At 54.7% G+C, this 16735-nt stretch carries 12 protein-coding genes; 7 read left to right on the plus strand and 5 right to left on the minus strand.

Features of this window, described 5'->3' with window-relative positions; all coding sequences use genetic code 11:
- Positions 1–33: 33 nt before the first annotated feature.
- The 4 genes from ACO064_RS11390 (at position 34) to ACO064_RS11405 (ending at position 7634) form a co-directional block, all read left to right on the plus strand.
- Positions 34–927, plus strand: coding sequence for a carbohydrate kinase family protein (locus tag ACO064_RS11390; RefSeq protein WP_421827488.1), 894 nt, complete (start codon positions 34–36; stop codon positions 925–927).
- Between the two features lie 49 nt (positions 928–976).
- On the plus strand, positions 977–4135 hold the full coding sequence (locus ACO064_RS11395) for a SusC/RagA family TonB-linked outer membrane protein (protein WP_421827489.1): 3159 nt from the start codon (positions 977–979) through the stop codon (positions 4133–4135).
- 127 nt (positions 4136–4262) lie between these two features.
- The gene (locus ACO064_RS11400; RefSeq protein WP_421827490.1) at positions 4263–5981 is read left to right on the plus strand and encodes a RagB/SusD family nutrient uptake outer membrane protein; all 1719 of its coding nucleotides are present in this window, start codon (positions 4263–4265) and stop codon (positions 5979–5981) included.
- 123 nt (positions 5982–6104) lie between these two features.
- The gene (locus tag ACO064_RS11405; RefSeq protein ID WP_421827491.1) at positions 6105–7634 is read left to right on the plus strand and encodes a glycoside hydrolase family 32 protein; all 1530 of its coding nucleotides are present in this window, start codon (positions 6105–6107) and stop codon (positions 7632–7634) included.
- Positions 7635–7654: 20 nt separating this feature from the next.
- Here ACO064_RS11405 and ACO064_RS11410 read toward each other — a convergent pair whose 3' ends face one another.
- Positions 7655–8014: a hypothetical protein gene (locus ACO064_RS11410; protein WP_421827492.1), complete on the minus strand. Its 360-nt coding sequence runs from the start codon at positions 8012–8014 to the stop codon at positions 7655–7657.
- 126 nt (positions 8015–8140) lie between these two features.
- Positions 8141–9283 (minus strand): putative sensor domain DACNV-containing protein, encoded by a 1143-nt coding sequence (locus ACO064_RS11415; RefSeq protein ID WP_421827493.1) that lies wholly within the window; start codon positions 9281–9283, stop codon positions 8141–8143.
- 216 nt (positions 9284–9499) lie between these two features.
- Here ACO064_RS11415 and ACO064_RS11420 point away from each other — a divergent pair, with 216 nt between their 5' ends.
- Both ACO064_RS11420 and ACO064_RS11425 read left to right on the plus strand, forming a co-directional pair.
- Entirely contained in the window at positions 9500–11494 is a 1995-nt protein-coding gene (locus ACO064_RS11420) for a PAS domain-containing protein (RefSeq protein ID WP_421827494.1), read from the plus strand.
- Between the two features lie 219 nt (positions 11495–11713).
- Positions 11714–13048 carry a DUF2254 domain-containing protein gene (locus ACO064_RS11425; protein WP_421827495.1) on the plus strand — a complete coding sequence of 445 codons (1335 nt, stop codon included), beginning with the start codon at positions 11714–11716 and terminating at the stop codon, positions 13046–13048.
- Between the two features lie 191 nt (positions 13049–13239).
- On the opposite strand, the gene ACO064_RS11430 is transcribed toward ACO064_RS11425, so the two are convergent.
- The 3 genes from ACO064_RS11430 to ACO064_RS11440 form a co-directional block, all read right to left on the minus strand.
- On the minus strand, positions 13240–13641 hold the full coding sequence (locus ACO064_RS11430) for a response regulator (RefSeq protein WP_421827496.1): 402 nt from the start codon (positions 13639–13641) through the stop codon (positions 13240–13242).
- A gap of 186 nt (positions 13642–13827) precedes the next feature.
- The gene (locus ACO064_RS11435; RefSeq protein WP_421827497.1) at positions 13828–14706 is read right to left on the minus strand and encodes an alpha/beta hydrolase; all 879 of its coding nucleotides are present in this window, start codon (positions 14704–14706) and stop codon (positions 13828–13830) included.
- Positions 14707–14745: 39 nt separating this feature from the next.
- Entirely contained in the window at positions 14746–15900 is a 1155-nt protein-coding gene (locus ACO064_RS11440; RefSeq protein WP_421827498.1) for an esterase, read from the minus strand.
- A gap of 277 nt (positions 15901–16177) precedes the next feature.
- Here ACO064_RS11440 and ACO064_RS11445 point away from each other — a divergent pair, with 277 nt between their 5' ends.
- Entirely contained in the window at positions 16178–16732 is a 555-nt protein-coding gene (locus ACO064_RS11445) for a DUF4468 domain-containing protein (protein ID WP_421827499.1), read from the plus strand.
- The last annotated feature ends 3 nt before the right edge of the window (positions 16733–16735 follow it).

Here is a 16735-nt window from a genome sequence, read left to right on the forward strand (position 1 = left end):
ACGCACTCCCTCACTCTATTACGCTCTATTCCAATGACACCTTTAATTACTTGCTTCGGCGAAACTCTCTGGGACGTATTGCCCACCAGCAAACAGGCCGGTGGAGCGCCAATGAACGTTGCCGTCCACCTTCGCAACTTCGGCCTGAACGCCCAGCTCATCAGCCGGGTGGGCAACGACGAACTGGGACACGAACTGCTGGAATTCGTTGCGCAGAAAGGCCTGCCGCTCGACCGCATCCAGACCGGGCAGTCGCACCTGACGGGTGTTGCCAAAGCCAACATCTCCGACTGCAACGAGGTGACCTACAAAATCGTGCAGCCCGTGGCCTGGGACTACATCCAACTGGAACCGGGGCTACTCAAAACCGTTCAGCAAAGCGCGTTTTTCATCTACGGCAGTCTGGCCGCCCGCAGTCCGCAAACCCGCGAAACGCTGCTGGCCCTGCTGGCGGTGGCACCCCGGAAAGTCTTCGACGTCAACCTCCGCGCGCCCCACTACGAACCGGAAACCGTTCTGGAACTGCTGCAACAGGCCGACATCGCCAAACTGAACGAACACGAACTAAGCGAAATCACCCGCTGGTTCAACGGCCCGACCGACGCCAAATCGGCGATGTATGGTCTTCGGGAGCGGTTTAACCTCGAAAAACTGTGCGTGACACTCGGCGAAAAAGGAGCCTTTCTGCTGGACGAAACCGGCTTTGTCCACCAACCCGGTTTTCCGGTCGAGGTGGAAGATACCATCGGCAGTGGCGATGCTTTTCTGGCGGCTTTTCTCTACAAAACGCTGCAAGGCGAAACCGCCCAAATCACCCTCGAATTTGCCTGTGCGACCGGTGCGTACGTCGCCACCCAACGGGGCGCAACGCCCCCGGTTTCGGAAGAAATACTGGTCAAAAATGCCTTCTGGAAAGAATTGATTTAACGCTGTATTCCCTACCATCCTGATTCCTATGATTTTAAAACGTACTCCCATGAACTCAAGAAAAACGCTGTTTATCGTGACGGCCCTGTTGCTGATCGGACCGTTGGCCTGGGCGCAACGCAAGCTCTCGGGCTCCGTCCTGGATGCCAAAAATAACGAGCCGCTGGTGGGCGCCAGCATCGTCGTTCCCGGAACGACCACCGGGACTTCGGCGGATGCGGAAGGCAAGTTTTCGCTCACAATCCCGGAAAGTTCGACTTCCATTCAGGTGTCTTTTATCGGGTATCTAACCCAGGAAGTGCCGGTCAAAGGGCTTGCTACCGTGACGGTTTCGCTGGTGTCCGGCGGACAACTCGATGAAGTGGTCGTGCTGGGCTACACCACTGCCCGCAAGGAAGACCTGACCGGGGCCATCGCCGTTATCGAAGTAGCAGCCACCAAAAACACCAGTTCCGGAAATCCCATGCAGGCGTTGCAGGGCCGCGTGCCGGGTTTGTACATTGAAAAATCGGGAACACCCTCGGGCGACGCCAGCCGGATTCTGATTCGCGGGGCTAACACGCTGGGTAACAACGACCCGCTCTACATCATTGACGGGATGCCGACCAAGCGGTCGCAGGTGTTCCAGAGCCTGAATCCCACGGCTATCCAGTCGATTCAGGTGCTGAAAGATGCGTCATCGGCGTCCATTTACGGGTCGCGGGCGTCGAACGGCGTCATCATTGTCACGACCAAAAACGGGGCAAATTCCGACGGCAAGCTGAACGTTCAGTTCAATTCCAGCATCTCGGCCCAAACCGAAAAACCGCAACGGTTCAAGATGCTGAACGCCGTGGATCGCGGGCGGGCGCTCTGGCAGGCATCGGTCAACGACGGCGTCGATCCGGCGTCCGGCTACGGCGATATCTACGGTTTCGACTGGAACAAAAACTTCCAGAATCCGATCCTGAACAGCGTTACGGTCAAACCGTTCGTGGGGGGTGATCAGAACGTCCCGGCGGGTGATACCGACTGGCAAAAAGAGATGTACAAAACGGGTTACGTCACCAACAACGACCTGACGATTACGGGCGGAACCAAAACCTCCTCGATTCTGGTCAACGTGAGCTACCTGAATAATTCGGGGATGCTGCGTTACACGGGCTATGACCGGCTGACGGGCCGCATCAACGGGATGACCAGCAAATTCGACGGTCGGTTCAAATTCGGGGTGAATCTGCAAATGACCAGTTCCCGCGAAACACCCATTGCAACCGATCTCGGTGGAGCGCCAACCCCCGGTCTGGCCGTGACATTGGCCCCGACGATCCCGGTGTATACCAAAACCGGTGACTACGCCGGACCCATCGGCTCCGGCTACTCCGACCGCAACAACCCGCTGTTCATGCAGTACATCAACCGCTGGGACAAGATCAACCGGACGTTTGTGTTTGGCAACGTGTTCACCGAAATCGAACCCCTCGCCGGGCTGGTGTTCCGGTCGTCACTGGGCATGGACAATGCCGGGTATTCCAACAAAAACATCGAGCAATCGTTCCAGAACGGTTTTATTGCCCGCTCGCTCAACAGCCTGACGCTCAACACCAACAAGTTTCTGAGCCTGACCTGGACCAATACCCTGCGGTACAATTTCGCACTCGGCGACCATAATTTTAAACTGCTGGCCGGGGTTGAGGCCATCCGGGATAATCTGAACGACGTGACGTCGTACCGGGAAAACTTCGCCGTTCAGTCGGAAGAGTTCTTCGTGCTGAGTGCTGCTTCGGGCAACGCCAGCAGCAACGGGACGTCGACCGGCAGCCGCCTGCTCTCGCAATTCGCCCGGATCGACTACGGTTTTTCGGATCGCTATCTGGCGGCTGTGACCCTGCGCCGGGACGGTTCTTCGCGATTTGGTGCCGACAACCGCTACGGTTTTTTCCCGTCGGCTTCGGTGGGCTGGCGGATCGACAAGGAAGCGTTTATGAGCAACGTCCGGGCCATCAGCAACCTGAAACTGCGGGCGGGCATCGGTCGGATTGGCAACCAGGACATCGGGGATCTGGCCCGGTTTGGGTTGTTCGAACCGCGCTACGGAACCCTGGCGTCGCAGGTACCAAACGGGCACAACGGTTTTTTTGACCAATACTGGAACGTGGGAACGGCCTACGATCTGAACGGTGCCGGGGCCGGAACCCTCCCCTCGGGTTTTGTGCAAACGCAGGGAGAAAATACGGCCCTCAAGTGGGAAACCACCAATGAACTGAACGTCGGTCTGGATTTCGCCTTCCTGAACGGGAGTCTGGCGGGGTCGTTCGACTACTTTACCCGGGGCACCAAAGACATTCTGATCAAACCGCCCGTCGCGTCGGCGGTGGGTGAAGGGCAGTTGAAGTTTGTGAACGGCGCGACGAAAACCAACAAGGGCTTCGAACTTTCGCTGGCCTATTTTGGCAAACCGATCGGCGATTTCACCTATAGCATCTCGACAAATTTTGCCCGGTTCCGCGACAAAATAACGGTTTTACCGGAAGAAGTTCGCTCGGCTTTTGCGGGCAATGCGGTTACGACGATCATCGGTCATTCGCAACTGGATTTGTTCGGCTACCGCGCCGACGGTATTTTCCAGAATCAGGAAGAAGTGAACAGCCACGCGACGCAGGTGGGAGCCGCTCCGGGCCGTATCCGATACCGGGATATCAACGGCGACAAGAAAATTGACGCGCTGGATCAGGAGTTTTTCGGAACCACCCTGCCCGGTCTGGAATACGGAACCCGCATCGACCTCGGTTATAAAAACTTCGATTTCTCGGTTTTCGGCTCCGGAATTGCCGGCCGGACCGGTTTCGACTCCTACACTTTCTACAATAACTTCATCCGCGGACGCGACAACGTCGGGCCGGGGGTTTTCAACGCCTGGAGTCCGCAGAACACCGCATCCACCATTCCGTCGCTCACGCTGTCGGATGGCAACAACGAGACGCGCACCTCGGATTATTTCAACGTCAATACCTCCTATTTCAAGATCCGGAATGTGCAGGTGGGCTACACCTTCCCCAAAGACGTCATCGGGAAAGTGGGGCTGACGAGCCTGCGCCTGTACGGAATGGTTGAAAACGTGTTCTGGCTGAAAAGCAAAACCTTTCTGGGTCCCGATCCGGAGCGGGTCGATGTCAACGCCGTCGCCGTCCCACGTACGTTCACTTTCGGTTTAAATGTGTCATTCTAAAGTTTACGGTTTTCTGTTTACAGTTTACGGTGCGGTTCCCCGCCGGGACTGACGCACGAACAAGAATGCGTCAGCCCGCCGAAAACAGTAAACCGTATACCGAAAACCGCTCTAAAGCCTTCAAATCATGAAAAATAAAGCACTTTCCCTTCTTCTGATTGCTGCCGGAACGTTACTGACTTCCGCGTGCAAGGACTTTCTGGAGTATGAGCCACAAGGCACGCTTTCGTCCGATAATATCAAGAGTGCATCGAACGCCGATGCACTCGTCACGGCGGCTTATGCGTCCATTGGCAACGGCGAAATGATCGGTCCCATCGCCAGCATGTGGGTCTACGGCAGCATCCGGTCCGACGACGCCTACAAAGGTGGTGGCGGGGTGGCCGATCTGGAAGACCTCAACTTCTACGAGCAACACAACCTGACGCAGCCCCAGCAGGGGGGCGGTTTGTATCACCCGTATACCTGGGAGAATTACTACAAGGCCATTTCCCGCGCCAATGTGGCCCTGCGCTCCATCACGGCCCTGACCGATGCGAGTTTTCCGGAGCGGAAAACCCGGCTGGCGGAGTTGCGGTTTTTGCGGGGACACGCCCATTTCATGCTGAAAATGCTGTTCAAAAACATTCCGTACGTAGACGAAACGTTGTCGAACGAAGAGATTCTGACCGTTTCGAACCGGGCGATGACCAATGATCAGTTGTGGGACAAAATTGCGACGGATTTTCAGGCTGCGGTGGACAATCTGCCCGAAAAGCAGACGCAGGTGGGCCGCGCCAACAAACTGTCGGCGGCTGCGTATCTGGCCAAACTGCGGTTGTATCAGGCTTACGAACAGGACGATAACAACAAGGTGACGAGCATCAACAAAACCAAGTTACAGGAAGTCGTGAAGCTGACCGATCTGGTGATCAACTCGGGTAAGTATAACCTGCAACCCGATTTTGCGGAGAACTTCCTGCCGGAATTCGACAACGGCGTCGAGTCGGTTTTTGCGGTTCAGTATTCGATCAACGACGGAACGACGGTGGGTCGGCTCAACTTCGAAACCGGGCTGAACTACCCCCACGGTGCTCCGCAATACGGCTGCTGCGGTTTTCACCAGCCCAGCCAGAACCTCGCCAACGCCTTCGGAACCGACGCCAACGGCTTACCTAAACTCGATACGTTCAACGATGCAGTTATTGATTTCAAAACCGCCACCGTCGACCCGCGCGTGGACCACACCATCGGCATCGACGGCCATCCGTACAAGTACAATCCGGCCATTCTCTTCAGCAATAGTTGGGTGCGCGATCCGGGCGTCTACGGTTTTTTCCAGAGCATGAAGGAGCAACAGGCCGCGACCAATTCGACCTATAAAAAACAGGGGCCGTTTATTGGTACCTCGAAAAACATCGACATCATCCGGTATGCAGATGTGCTGCTCTGGCAGGCCGAAGCCTACATCGAACTGGGGCAACCAGCACTGGCCTTGCCGCTCATCAACAAAATCCGGGCGCGGGCAGCCGCCAGCACCGGGCGCACCAAGAAAGCCGACGGCACCAACCCGTCCAACTACCTGATCAAACCGTATGAGGCCACGAACTGGACGCAGGCCTACGCCCGGAAAGCCCTGCAATTTGAACGACGGCTGGAGTTTGCCACCGAAAGTCCGCGCTTCTTCGACCTCGTTCGCTGGGGCATTGCCGAACCGACGCTGAATGCCTACATTGCCAAAGAAAAAACCCGGCGGTCGTTTCTGAGCGGAGCCAAATTTACGGCGGGGCGTGATGAATACCTGCCGATTCCGCAGCGCGAAATCAATTTTACGAAGGGTCTGTATAAGCAGAACCCCGGATTTTAACCGAGTGCTATACCTGGGTGAAAGGTGGATGACGGCCGGGATGCGGTTTTGCTTCGGCAGCCCGTTCCGGCCCCATCGGCCGCCCGATGCCTCCTATTTTGTACATTGACAAATCCTATCCGTATGCATAACTTGCTCGCTTTCGTTGGTATGCTGCTCCTGAGCAACTCCTTTTCCTTTAGCCAGATGAATCAACCCGTTGTTGCGGCAAGTCCGGAACCCCATCGCCCGCAGTACCATTTTTCGCCCAAAGCGCACTGGATGAACGATCCCAACGGAATGGTGTATTTCAACGGGACGTATCACCTGTTTTTTCAGTATTATCCCGACGGCACCACCTGGGGGCCGATGCACTGGGGCCACGCGACCAGCAAGGATATGGTTCGGTGGCAGGAACAACCGATTGCGCTTTTTCCGGATAGTCTGGGTTATATCTTTTCGGGCAGTGCGGTGGTCGATGTGAACAACACGACTGGTTTTGGCAAAAACGGGCAGACGCCCCTGGTTGCCATTTTTACGCACCACAACCCGGTTCTGGAAAAGCAGAAGACGGGAAAACACGAATACCAGAGCCTGGCCTACAGCCTCGACGAAGGCAAAACCTGGACCAAGTACGCCGGAAACCCGGTGTTGCCCAATCCCGGCATTACCGATTTCCGCGACCCGAAAGTGCGCTGGTATGAACCGCAGAAGAAGTGGATCATGACGCTGGCGACCAAAGACCGGATCACGTTTTATTCATCCCCCGACCTGAAAAACTGGACCCGGGAAAGCGAGTTTGGCAGCACCGTCGGCGCACACGGCGGTGTCTGGGAATGCCCGGATCTGTTCCCGCTGACCCACAACGGCAAAACCGTCTGGACGTTGCTGGTGAGCATCAACCCCGGCGGCCCCAATGGCGGTTCGGCCACCCAGTATTTCGTGGGCGATTTCGACGGAAAAACCTTCAAACCGTATTCCACCGAAACGAAGTGGCTGGATTACGGAACCGATAATTACGCCGGGGTGACGTTCTCGAATACCGGCAATCGGGTGGTTCTCATGGGCTGGATGAGCAACTGGCAGTATGCCAACGTCGTGCCGACCGATCCCTGGCGCAGTGCCACCACGGTACCGCGTGAACTGGGCCTGAAGGAAGTGAACAAGCAATTGTTTCTAACGTCGGTACCGGTGGAAGAACTTGGTGCCCTGAATCAGGAAACGGTGTTGGTCAACAACCTGACGGTAAAAGACCGCTATGAGCTGACGGCCAAAACCCGGAATGAGTCGGGCTTATTCCGGCTGGAACTATCCACCAAAACCGCCGGCGATTTTGCCATTGTGCTGGCCAATGAACAGGGGAATGAGGTGGTGATCGGATATGATAAAACCGCGAATGCGTACTACATCGACCGGAGCAAGGCGGGCAAAACCGGTTTTGAGAAAGGCTTTGGCAAGCGGCATACGGCCCCGCGTTTGTCGGTCGATCCAAAAATTTCGCTGACGCTGCTGGTCGACGTGGCGTCGGTCGAACTGTTTGCCGATGGCGGACTGACCGTAATGACAGACATCTTTTTCCCGGATACGGATCTGACCAAACTTGTTATCAAATCGGCCCCGGGAATTGTCATTCCGACCCTGGAATACACAAAGCTGACGTCTTCGGTAAAGTAGAAACGGTAAGGAAGTATACGTTATACCAACTGCTGGCGAATGGTCGGGAGGTGCAGTTTGTTCGGATCGGTCCGGAGCCGCAGTTCGGTGTATTCGTATTCCTCTTCAAACAAATCCTGAAGCTCGTGGACGTACTGGAGATACCGGCGGGTTTGCACACACAGCCAGCAATTCATGCCCGGAATCAGGCGGGAATCTTCAAAAATCCAGGAGTTGGCAGAAGGGTCCGGCCAGTAGCCAAAAGCGATAAGCCAGGGTTTGGTGAGCTTGATGGGTTGGGGACGGTTGGGCGGCTGAAGTTCTTTCAGGAGCGTTTCGGTCAGCAGGACCGGCTCATTGTGAATGAGGTAATAGCGATTCGGTTTGGGACGGTGGAGCATTCTTCAGATAACGTGAGGTTTTACTAAAATACGTAGAAAAGCAGAATACAAGTAACTTGTATTAATAAATCGGTACATAAGTTTAGCAACCGGTACAAAACCGCTTATTATAAGCGGTTTTGTCGTTTATAACAACAGCGAATCGACCCGGTGGGCGTGGACCATCCCGTACGTTTCCGACCAGGTAAAAATCGTAAAACGACCATCCTGCGAGGCCACCAGGGCCACGGCATCCCGTTGGTCGAACACAAACTGAGCCGCCGACAAATGCCGGGTTCCGCCCGTCTGGGTGGGTTGCACCCTGGCCGGTTTATTGCCAATAACCGGTTCGGTGATGATGATCTGCTCCACCCGGTCGGTGGTTTCGGAACGGCCTATCTTGGCACCAAATCCCAGCACCTCGTAGCGATCGTTGAGGATGGTCGCGCCATCGACCGACGTCAGGCCGGCAATAGCCTCGACGGCCAGATTCACCGCGCCCCGCCATACGTTCTGGCTGGCCGCGTCTGATTCCTGCTGCAGCAGATCCGCCAGCCGCGAAAACACCGGCACCACCGGGTACAAAATAGGCTGAAGAATGGAATCACGCCAGGACTGACTGACCGACGGAACCACCAGCAGCGAACCACCCCGGCCGTGCGCCCGCATGGACACCGCCAGTTGTACCAGAATGTTCATCGAATCGTTCCAGAACGAGGGCAATTTGAAACCGAGCATGGACGTGACGACATCCGGACAATCGGGCGTCCGGGCGGTGCCTTCGTCCACGATTTTAATCTGATCGCCCTTCAGAATGGCGACATTGACAAACTTGCCAAAACCGTCCATCCGCCGGTGTTTGATGACGAGCAGACCGGGTTCGATCACTTCCAGCACAAGGCAGTTGCCCGGAATATCGCGGGTGGTTCCCCAGATGTACAATTCTTCATTTTCGTGCCAGACGCCCAGATGAATGCCGGGGCGCTCGACGGCGGGGGCCAGTTTGGTCAGCACGGCGGGGGTAAACCGCAGGCGATACCCAAAAATCAGGGGTTCACCCGCTTGTTCGGGGGGCAAAAAGGCCAGCGTCACTTTGGGCGAAACCCCTTCTTCGTGCCGCAGGCTGGCCCAGAAGGCCGTATCGATCATGGCTTCGATTTCCGGCGCATAAGGCTGATGCCCGGTGTCTTCTCCGCCATTGCGGGTTGCCGTCGCAAAATGATGGGCAAAATAGGTTTCTATGGTTCCCGAAACCAGCCGGGCCGCCTGATAAGTGGATTCAGCGTACATCGTCTAAAGAAAGCAATATTGCACTGAAAAGATGCGAAAGCCGCCTTTTAGTTCCCGGTTTGAAACCGTTCGGACCGGAATATCGTCGGGCTATTCCCAAATTCGGGGATAAAAGACGCCTAAATAGACCGTCGAAAGGAACGCAATCGCTGATAATTCAGCTACATTTGGTTATTTTTAAGGGTATATTAGGCTTATGAACGACAAAAATTACCTGTGAATACAGATTTAGGAACGGGCGGGGATGCCCGCGATAGCACGGCCAAAGGAATGGCACGGATGAACGATCATTTTGGAAACCTCATTGCCCAGGCTCCCGTGGCCATCAGCATTCTGAGTGGCGAAAATCTGGTGATTGAAACGGTCAACGACGCCATGCTGGAATTGTGGGGAAAAGATGCATCCATACTCAATCGTCCCCTGTCCGACGCCCTGCCCGAACTGAAGGATCAGGGATTCATCGAATTATTGAAAACCGTTTATGAAACGGGCGTTCCCCATTACGGGTTTGAAACACTGGCGCAACTGCAGCGCAACGGGCAACGGGAAGACGCCTATTTCAATTTTGCCTATGCACCGATGCGGGAAAACGGGCAGCACATCACGGCCGTCATGGTGCTGGCTACCGAGGTAACGCCCCAGGTAAAGGCAAAACTCGCGCTGAAAGAAAGCGAACAGCGTTTTCGTAACCTGATCGAAGAGGCCCCGGCAGCCATGAGTCTGTTTGTCGGCCCGGATATGATCATCGAGTTGCCCAACGAAGCGATGCTGAAGTTCTGGGGGAAGGGAAACACGGTTGTTGGAAAACCGCTGCGGGAAGCCCTCCCGGAACTGGTGGGACAACCGTTTCTGCCTATCCTGGATGAGGTCTACCGAACCGGCATTGAATTTTCGTCGCAGGAGTCCGAAGCGGTGCTGGTGGTCGACGGCAAACCCGGTATTTACTATTTCAATTTTACGTATAAACCATTGCGCAATGCCGACGGCGAGGTGTATGCGATTCTGGACGTGGCTATCGACGTAACCGAGCAAGTGTTGGCCCGCCGGAACGTGGAAGCGAGTGAATTGCGGTTTCGCACGCTTCTGGAGGCCATTTCGCCCATGACCTGGACGAACACGCCCGCTGGCGAAGTCAATTTTTACAACCAGCAATGGTACACCTATACCGGGCTGGATTATGAGCAGACCAAAGCCTGGGGCTGGCAGGCCGTGGTGCATCCCGACGACCTGCCCTACACCCTGGAAGCGTATCTGAAAGCACTGAAAAGCGGAGAGGTATTTGTGGTCGAAAACCGCTACCGGCGGGGCTCCGATGGCATGTATCGCTGGCATTTGAACCGGGCGTTGCCCATTCGGGACGAAACCGGGGTCATTATGCTCTGGGTGGGAACGGCCACCGACATTCACGAACAGAAAAGAATCGAAGCCGAACTGGAAAGTCAGGTTCAGGCGCGGACGCGGGAACTGAAAGAATCGAATCAGGATTTGCTCCGCTCGAACGAAAACCTGACGCGGTTTGCCTACGTGGCGTCCCATGATTTGCAGGAACCGCTGCGCAAAATCCAGTCGTTTGGCAGCCTCCTGCAAAGCCAGTATGCTTCGGGGCTGGGCGACGGTGGTCTGGATCTGATCAACCGGATGCAATCGTCGGCGGGGCGTATGTCGGAGTTGATCAAGGATTTGCTGGCCTATTCCCGCATTTCGACCCGCCAACAGACTTTTGATCCGGTTTCCATAACCCACATGCTGACGAAAGTACTGGAAACGCTGGAATGGCAGATTCAGCAGGCCGGGGCCGCGATCCAAAGCGACGATTTGCCGACGATCAACGGCGATGCGTCTCAGTTAGGGCAGCTTTTTCAGAACCTGTTGTCCAACGCCATCAAGTTCAGACGACCGGATTCTGCACCCGCCATTCAGATCAGCTACGCGAAATGGTCCGCTTCCGATTTGCCCTCCACTGTACGCCCCATCCGGCAGGCCAGCCACTACCACCTGATCGGCATTACCGACAACGGGATTGGCTTCGACGAAAAACACGCCGACCGGATTTTTGAAGTGTTTCAACGCTTACACGGGAAATCGGCCTACAGCGGCACGGGCGTGGGTCTGGCGATCTGCCAGAAAGTAGTTGAGAACCACGGCGGAGCCATCACCGCCCACAGCCAGCCGGGGCAGGGCAGTACGTTCCGGGTTTATCTGCCGGTGTGAAGCCCGGTTTACCATAATCTTATTCTGATCGCGAAGCAAACAGGGGGCCGCAAATCAATTCCGGCAAATTTAAGTTTCGGGATAGTTTCTGGTTTTTTCAATTTATGAAGATGGCCTAACGCCAGAATCACTCTGAAAACGTTCAATTTTTAAAACCAACATTTTCGCCAGTGAGGGAGTTGAAGCTTCAGTACTTATTTTTCAGAGCATTCCCTTACAATGCAAATCCGACTTTATCAGTATTGGCAATCCCTACAGGAGTCACTCTGGTTCGTTCCAACACTCATGGTGTTTGCCTCCTTTGGAATGGCCTACGGATTGATCACCTTCGACGCTGAAACGTCCTTTGATGGCGCCAAGCGATTTCCGCTCTTATTCGGTGCAGGCGCTGAAGGCTCCCGGAGCATGTTAACGGCCATTGCCGGATCCATGTTAACAGTCGCTGCCCTGGTTTTTTCGTTGACTCTCTCGACCATTACCCAGGTAAGTAGCCAATATTCGCCCAGAGTGCTGCGCAATTTCATGCGCGACCGCAGCAATCAGGTCGTTATGGGTTATTTTGTCGGCGTATTCGCCTACTGTCTCATCGTACTCGGAACCATTCGCGGCACCGAAGAACAAAAGTTTGTCCCATCAACGGCGGTTTTGATGGGATTGCTCCTGGCGTTGGGGGGCGTGGCCGCGCTTATTTTTTTTATTCATCACATCGCCGAATCCCTGCAGACGGGTACGATTGTGGAACACATCAGCCGCGAAACGATCAAGGTAATCGATGCGTTATTTCCCGGTGAATCTGAAAAACCGGTTGAAACACCTCCCGGGGATGATGCCCGCTGGCACCGTGCCGAGACCCAGTCCGGCTGGCAATCGGTTTTATCTACACAATCGGGCTACATTCAGCACATCGACCTCGATGAGGTACTTCACTGGGCGATCGAACACCGGGCCTTACTGCGTGTAGAGCAGACCATTGGCTCTTTTGTTGGCGAAAAAGCATTGCTTTTCAGTGTATGTTCCAACGGCGAAAAGTCCGGCAGCTTCGATTCCAACCATCTTCGTAAATTACTGGATCAGATAGCAATCGGTCGTCATCGAAACATCGAACAGGATGTCGCCTTTGGAATTCAACAATTGGTGGATATTGCCCTGAAAGCACTTTCTCCCGGCATTAACGATACGACGACCGCAATTATGGCGATAGACTACGCAGGTGCCGTTATGGAGCGACTGGCATCCCGCAGTTTTCCGGGACCGTTTCGCACCGCTAACGGGCAACTTCGCATCCTGGCCCAGTCTGCGGGCTTTGATTATTACCTCCGGCTAACCTTCGATCTGATCCGGATCAACGCCAACGGTAATCACGCGGTAATCCGGCGTTTGATGCGTGCGTTGTCTTTAGTCGGTAGCCAGTGCCTGGACGATGATCGGAAAGCCCTCATTCGCGAACAGGCGCACCTTCTGTTGCAATGTGCGGAGCAGACGTTGACAACCCCCTATGAAAAGCGGCAAGTTCAGGCTTTGTATCATGAAATGGCAAGTTCCTGGTCAAACTGATCCAGCTTGCTCATGACGCAAATCAAAACTTGCCCTCCTTGATTCAATCATCGATTCGAATCGAATTCGAAGATTGCCCCAAGCTTCCGTTGAGTCTTTTGAAGTTTTCTTCGGTAACCGATAAGTACCAAAAGGGGTATTTTGAAGACATTGGCTGGTCGGCCAACCTGCTCTACCGCTGGCGCACAGACCTATTCTGATCGCGAAGCAAACAGGGGGCCACAAATCTGCTGGACAAATTGCTGCCAGGCGGTGTAGTCCGTCGGTTTGACCCAACACCAGGAAACATCCAGTTCGCGGCAGCGCACCTCCCAGTTCGGGTCGATTTCGGAGCTCATCCACGCAAACGGAACGGTTTTCAGCGCCGGTCTCGACCGGAGCAATTCCGTCAGTTCCAGGCCATCCATCCGGGGCAGGTGGTAGTCGATCAAAATCAGACTGGGAACCGTCACGGCACTATCCAGGTAGGTCAACAGGCTGGCTGCATCGCTAAACGGATTGAGCTGGCAGGTGCCGCCAATCTCTAACATGGCTTTTTGCATCAGCCACAAGTCATCTTCATCGTCGTCAACTACCAATACAAGTGGCTTCATAAAAATCTGTTAACGGGCAGACGCCTGTACAACAGGGGCGTTGTCGCACTTTCCCAGGACCGAGAAAAACTCGTTTTATCCTAAACGCGTTTCCGGCTGATTTGTTCGACATATTATGAAGACTGGTACTCCAGGCCGTATTTGAAAGACCGGTTGGTTTCATCCGACCCTTCAAATGCCTTCACGCTATTGGGCAACCGTCACGCCATTCGTTTTCAAGACCTTGTGGAAAAACAAAACGTGGTAGGGCAGCGAGTTTTCCCAGTAGTCCCAGGTGTGCCCGCCGGGGTGTTCGGTGTAGTCGTGGGGCGTTTGGTTGTAGACCAGCCGCCGGTGTAACTCCCGGTTGGGCTCGATCAGAAAATCATCCACCCCGCAGTCGATGATCAGCTTCAGTCCGTTGGCTTTCATTTTATCAGCCATAAAAACCACTGAATGATCGGCATACGGATCGGGCGTTTTGCCCAACGGACCGAGAATCCGCTCAAACCGGGGTGCAATCTGTTTGGCAAATTCGGGCGTGATCCGCCAGTGCGTCGGGTTCAGATCCAGCGCCCCGCTCATGCTCCCGGCCGCACAGTACAGATCCGGGTGCCGCGTCGCCAGATACAAGGCCCCGTGGCCGCCCATGCTCAGGCCCGTGATGACACGCCCCTTCCGGTCCCGAATCGTGCGGTAGGTTTGGTCGATTTTCGCCAGCACTTCCTTCGTGAGGTAGGTTTCAAACTGGCTGTCTTTCTGAAACGGACTGTCCAGATACCCGCTCAGGTTTTCGCCCTCCGGGGTTACAATGATCAGGTTGTACTGGTCAGCCAGGGTGTGCAGCAGCATTTTGTCGGGCGTATTCGATAGCCAGTCGCTGAACCGCCCGCCCCCGCCGTGAAGCAGGTACAAAACCGGGTAAGCCGCTTTGCTTTTGGCGTAGGAATTCGGCACGACCACAGCCGCGCGCAGGGTTTTCTGCATCACCGCACTCGGAATGTCCAGCGAATCAACTTTGGCACCGAACGAAACGACACCAGCCAGCAACAGACTGAAAAAGAGAAGATAACGAAATAAATTCATGGATGGTTTTAGTCGAAAGTTGAGCAAATCAGAAAGCCATCAGCGGAACAGCAGCGGTACATATTCGTTGAGGTACTGCCGCCAGTTGGTCCAGGTATGCCCCCCCGCCGTTTCCTTATACTGGTACTTGATCTGGTGTTTGTCGAGCAGCGCCATCGTTTTTTTATTGGCATCCATCACAAAATCGTCTTTGCCAATTTCAATCCAGAACAGCTTCTTGTTTTTATTAAAACCGGGATCGTTCAGCGCACTGGCATATTTGGTTTCGGCTTCGTCGATGGTCGCGCCGAAAAAACCGGAGCTGAATACGCCCACATAATTGAACAGTTCGGGCCGGGTCAGTGCCACATCCAGCGTTTGAAAACCGCCCATCGACAGTCCGGCAATGGCCCGGTTTTCGCGATTGGTCTGCGTGCGGTAGGTTTTTTCTACATACGGCATGATTTCTTTCAGCAGTTCATCGGCAAACAACGCCCGCATTTTCTGCATCGCAGCCGGATTGGGCATTCCCGAGGAGGGCGGAAGCGGCATGCTGCCGTTGGGCATCACCACAATCATGGGTTTGGCCTGCCCGGCCGCCAGCAGGTTGTCGAGAATGAACCCCGCCCGACCGACTGTCGGCCAGCCGGAATCGTCGTCACCCCCGCCGTGAAGCAGGTAAAAAACCGGGTATTTCGTCGTTCCTTTTTCGTAGCCCGGGGGCGTGTAGATGTGCATCCGGCGCGCCATGCCCAGCGTATTGGACTGGTACCAGACCTGCCGCAATTCGCCGTGGGGCACCGGGCGGTTGTCCTGAAAAACCGTCTCGGTTCCCGGCAACGCCATCACATTTTCCAGACTGCTCATCCCCTGCTTGATAACCGGATTTTTGGGGTCCATCGTCCGAACGCCATCGACCGTCAGCGTATACGTGTAGTAATCGGGTTTCAGGGGGCCAACCGTCACCGACCAGACGCCATTCGCATCTTTGGTGAGGTTAAGCGGTTTCATAACCGTCATAAAGTCGCCCACAACGGTCACCTCGCTGGCTTTGGGCGCGTAAAGCTGAATCGTAACCCGGTTGTCGGTCAGCACTTTGGGCGATTTGAGGGTATCGTTGGGCGTGGGCTGCCGCGGGGGCGTTTGCGCCAGGGTCTGAAAACCCAAAAGGAGGGCCGCGATCAGCAACCCGCTGGAGGTAAACAGTCGATTCATAGAAATTTCGGCTAAAGGTTGGTGTGCCAGTGGCGGCTTACACCAAAAATAGGAAAAGGTTTCATATTGTAAAAAATACAGAAAGGTTTTTTTGAAGTATTAAGAGATCAAGTAGTACATTTTTTTCACCTGCGGTTCTTCTCCCTGCCCGCATCGGTCCGTCAATTATCCGCGTTTCGGCCCTGCTTATGCACCCAACACCACCCGGTATCGCTTCCGGCTGGACTTGGCGGTATTCGCAACCGTATTTTTGACCGGAAATAACAAATACACTACGATGAAATTGATCCTCTTTACCCTGTTGCTTGCCGGTATAATGAACGCAGAACCCGCCAAGGCCGATTGTCCACCCGTGGTTGCCGACGGCAAAATCCACGGCATTTTACCCGTTCTCCATCAAAAAGTCGCTTATACTGAGGTGGTCGATTGCGGCAGTGTTTCGCAGATCGACCTGTTCCGACGCGCCCGGTTGTGGGCGGCAAAATCGTTCCGGTCGGCCGGTGAAACTTTCAACGTGAGTGACAAGGAAACCGGTGATCTGGTCGGAAAAGCCGTTCAGGTCGTCACCCTGCCGCGCTCCGAAACCTCCGCCGGTGGTGTTTATACCTTCCGCTACACCTTCATCATCGAATGCGCCAACCGCAAATACCGGGCAACGATCACGCAGGTTGAACTTCTGGAAGGCGGTCTTGATTCAAAATCTGTTCCGGTTGAAGTCTATTGCCAGAAGAATGACAAGGAGTTACAGGCGATGTATACAGAACTCGACAAACACCTCAACAATGTGCTGGCGTCGCTTCAGGACGAGGTGAAAAATTACAAAGCATTTTAATCC

Origin of the sequence: Larkinella sp., from assembly GCF_965227735.1 — a bacterium.
Taxonomy (GTDB): Bacteria; Bacteroidota; Bacteroidia; order Cytophagales; family Spirosomataceae; genus Larkinella.

Bases quoted from the DNA above. Each gene is read 5' to 3' on its own strand.
- ACO064_RS11390 (WP_421827488.1), top strand. From the start codon at position 34: ATGACACCTTTAATTACTTGCTTCGGCGAAACTCTCTGGGACGTATTG.
- ACO064_RS11395 (WP_421827489.1), top strand. From the start codon at position 977: ATGAACTCAAGAAAAACGCTGTTTATCGTGACGGCCCTGTTGCTGATC.
- ACO064_RS11400 (WP_421827490.1), top strand. From the start codon at position 4,263: ATGAAAAATAAAGCACTTTCCCTTCTTCTGATTGCTGCCGGAACGTTA.
- ACO064_RS11405 (WP_421827491.1), top strand. From the start codon at position 6,105: ATGCATAACTTGCTCGCTTTCGTTGGTATGCTGCTCCTGAGCAACTCC.
- ACO064_RS11410 (WP_421827492.1), bottom strand. From the start codon at position 8,014: ATGCTCCACCGTCCCAAACCGAATCGCTATTACCTCATTCACAATGAG.
- ACO064_RS11415 (WP_421827493.1), bottom strand. From the start codon at position 9,283: ATGTACGCTGAATCCACTTATCAGGCGGCCCGGCTGGTTTCGGGAACC.
- ACO064_RS11425 (WP_421827495.1), top strand. From the start codon at position 11,714: ATGCAAATCCGACTTTATCAGTATTGGCAATCCCTACAGGAGTCACTC.
- ACO064_RS11430 (WP_421827496.1), bottom strand. From the start codon at position 13,641: ATGAAGCCACTTGTATTGGTAGTTGACGACGATGAAGATGACTTGTGG.
- ACO064_RS11435 (WP_421827497.1), bottom strand. From the start codon at position 14,706: ATGAATTTATTTCGTTATCTTCTCTTTTTCAGTCTGTTGCTGGCTGGT.
- ACO064_RS11440 (WP_421827498.1), bottom strand. From the start codon at position 15,900: ATGAATCGACTGTTTACCTCCAGCGGGTTGCTGATCGCGGCCCTCCTT.
- ACO064_RS11445 (WP_421827499.1), top strand. From the start codon at position 16,178: ATGAAATTGATCCTCTTTACCCTGTTGCTTGCCGGTATAATGAACGCA.